We start from the raw sequence: 2,604 nt of genomic DNA on the forward strand, positions 1-2,604 counted from the left end.
TGCGGATTCCGACGATCGCGCGCAGGCATTCCAATCTGATGCCGCGCAGCGTTCCGATTTGATCGCGCGCACTTGAAGCGGCTGATCGTTGGCTGTCGATGTCTCCTATGTCGGTGATGTGGTCAAGCGGCAGTTGGCGTGGCGGGCCGGCGCATGGATTCGCCTTCGAGCTCGAGGCGGTGAGCGTTGTGGACGAGGCGGTCGAGGATCGCGTCGGCGTAGGTTGGATCGTTGATTGTCTGATGCCAGCGGGCCACCGGGAGCTGACTGGTGACAAGCGTGGAGCGTTGACCGTAGCGGTCCTCCAGGATCTCGAGCAGATGGTGCCGGGCGTTCCCGTCGAGCGGCTGCAGGCCCCAGTCGTCCAGGATGAGCAGCTCGACCCTCGCGAGGCTCTTCATGCGGGCAGCAATACGGCCATCACCTTTGGCCACCGTCAGTTCGTCGATGAGCCGCGGCAGGCGCGTGTAGAGGACCGAGCGGTTGTCGCGGCATGCCTTGTGACCGATCGCGCATGCAAGCCAGCTTTTGCCGATGCCGGTTGGACCGATGATGGCGCAGTTTTCATGGCGGGCGATCCAGTCACCTTTGAGCAGCATGTCGAGCAGCCGGCGGTCAAGACCACGAGGAGCCCGGTGGTCGATGTCCTCAGGGGCGGCGCGGTGGCGCAGCTTGGCGTGCCGCAGACGCAGGAGCAGGCGCCGATCGTTCCGGTATGTCGCCTCATGATCGAGGAGCAACGCCAACCATTCGGCGTGGCTTAGGTTGGTGGCCTCTTCGTTGGCTGCCAGGTCCGTAAAGGCCTTGGCCATGCCGTCCAGGCCAAGCTGGCCCAGCAGGTCGAGTGTGGGGTGCTTCAGCATTGATGCTCCTTTAGTTGTAATAGCTCGAGCCGCGGATGTTGGAGTGGATGATCGGCTCTTGCTCGGGGGATTGGGGGACAGGCACCTGGTCCAGGCCCTTCTCGAGGATCGACTTGATCGAGGGATAATTGCGCGCCTGGATCTCCAGGGCCCGTAGCGCCGCGGCCTCCAGGCGCTCGGCGCCAAAGCGCCTCTCGAGCCCGATGATGCCCAGGCACGAGCGGTAGCCTTGCTCGGGATGAGGCTTTGCCTCGATGACCTTCTCGACCAGCAGGGACAGCATCGGCCCGATCCGCTGTGCCTCTTGGCGGATCTTTGCCGGCGTCCACTCGCCATAGCGACGATGGCTGGATGGCATATGCTCCGGCACTGTGGTGTGCCGGCCGTTACCGCTGCCGCGCATGTGCACGGCGATGCGCTCGCCCTTCAGGAAGATCTCCACCGTACGGGCGGTAAGCCTGGCTTCGACTTCGCGGCGGGCGAAACGATGCGGCACCGAGTAATGATGCCGCTCGATCGCGACGTGGTAATCGAGCCCGACGCGGCAACGCCGCCATTCAGCATGCACCCAGGGCTCTGCCGGCAACGGCTTCAGGTTTGGAGCATCGACCTCTTCGAACAGCTGACGACGCGTTTTGGCAAACTGGCGCAGCACTCGCCGGTCGTTGAGATCGGCCATGCACTCGGCGATCGCGGCGTTGACCTCAGCAAGGCTGTAGAAGATCCGGTTGCGCAACCTGCCCAGCAGCCAGCGCTCGACAATTCCGACGCAGGCTTCGACCTTGGCCTTGTCGCGCGGCTTGCGCGGCCGCGCCGGCAGAATGGCGGTGCCGTAATGCCGCGCCATTTCGGTGTAGCTACGGTTGATCTGAGGATCGAAGTGGCAGGCTTTGATCACCGCCACTTTCGCGTTGTCAGGAACGAGCAGCTGCGGCACGCCGCCGAAAAAGGCGAGAGCGGCATTGTTGCCCTCGATCCAGTCGGGAAACTGCTCGGTCCATGTCGCCAGCGCAAACGACAGACTGGAGCCGCCCATCACGGCGACGAAGATGTGGGCACCGCGGAGCTCGCCAGTCCGCCGGTTGATCACGACTGGCACCGTATCGCCGGCGTAGTCGACAAACAGCCTCTGGCCGCCAGCATGGCTCTGGCGCATCACCAGCGGCAAGCGTCCTTCCCAACGGCGAAATAGATCGCAGAACCGGCTGTAGCGGTACCCGTCCGGATGCGTGGCGTTGTACTCCTCCCAGAGCACCTGCAGCGTCACGTGCTTGCGCTTCAGCTCGCGCGCCACCACCGACCAGTCCGGCTCGGACAGTCTGCGGCGCCCCGGCTTAATACCGCACACGCCATAGAGGCGCTCCTCCAGATCTGTATCGCTGATCTCGGCCGGTAACGGCCAGGGAAGCCCCGACTGTCGGAACCGCTTCACCGTATCGCGCACCGTCGTCGCGCTGGCGCCGACGAGCTCGGCGGCCGAACGCGTCGATAGCCTCGCATCCAGGCTCAGTCTCAAGATCTCGCGCACGTTGCGCATCGCAATCCTCCTCGTCGGCATCCAATCCTCCTGGCTGCTCAGCCAGGGAACTGGTCCCAACGATCAGGCCTCATGTCATCCCAAACTGCGCGCGATCATCTCGGAATGCTGCGCGGGTAATGCTCGGAACGCTGCGCGCGATCACCTCGGAATGCTGCGCGCCATCAAATCGGAATGGTGCGCGCGATCACCCCGGAATCCGCA

The 2,604-nt window shown here is 64.1% G+C and carries 3 protein-coding genes; 1 reads left to right on the forward strand and 2 read right to left on the reverse strand.

Annotation, left to right across the window (positions count from 1 at the left end; translation table 11 throughout):
* Window positions 1-122 precede the first annotated feature (122 nt).
* A complete protein-coding gene (istB, locus tag PX554_RS26460) occupies window positions 123-863 on the reverse strand; it encodes an IS21-like element helper ATPase IstB (protein ID WP_275505036.1) in 741 nt (246 codons plus the stop codon).
* Window positions 864-873: 10 nt separating this feature from the next.
* The gene (gene istA, locus PX554_RS26465) at window positions 874-2,400 is read right to left on the reverse strand and encodes an IS21 family transposase (protein ID WP_275505037.1); all 1,527 of its coding nucleotides are present in this window, start codon (window positions 2,398-2,400) and stop codon (window positions 874-876) included.
* On the opposite strand from istA, the gene PX554_RS26470 reads away from it, so the two are divergent.
* On the forward strand, window positions 2,393-2,604 hold a 212-nt coding region (locus PX554_RS26470), incomplete at its 3' end, for a hypothetical protein (RefSeq protein WP_275505038.1). The genes istA and PX554_RS26470 overlap by 8 nt on opposite strands.

The sequence above is a fragment of the Sphingomonas pollutisoli genome (assembly GCF_029167165.1).
Taxonomy (GTDB): domain Bacteria; phylum Pseudomonadota; class Alphaproteobacteria; order Sphingomonadales; family Sphingomonadaceae; genus Sphingomonas; species Sphingomonas pollutisoli.

Coding starts and splice junctions, on each gene's coding strand:
- istB (WP_275505036.1), bottom strand. CDS start 863: ATGCTGAAGCACCCCACACTCGACCTGCTGGGCCAGCTTGGCCTGGAC.
- istA (WP_275505037.1), bottom strand. CDS start 2,400: ATGCGCAACGTGCGCGAGATCTTGAGACTGAGCCTGGATGCGAGGCTA.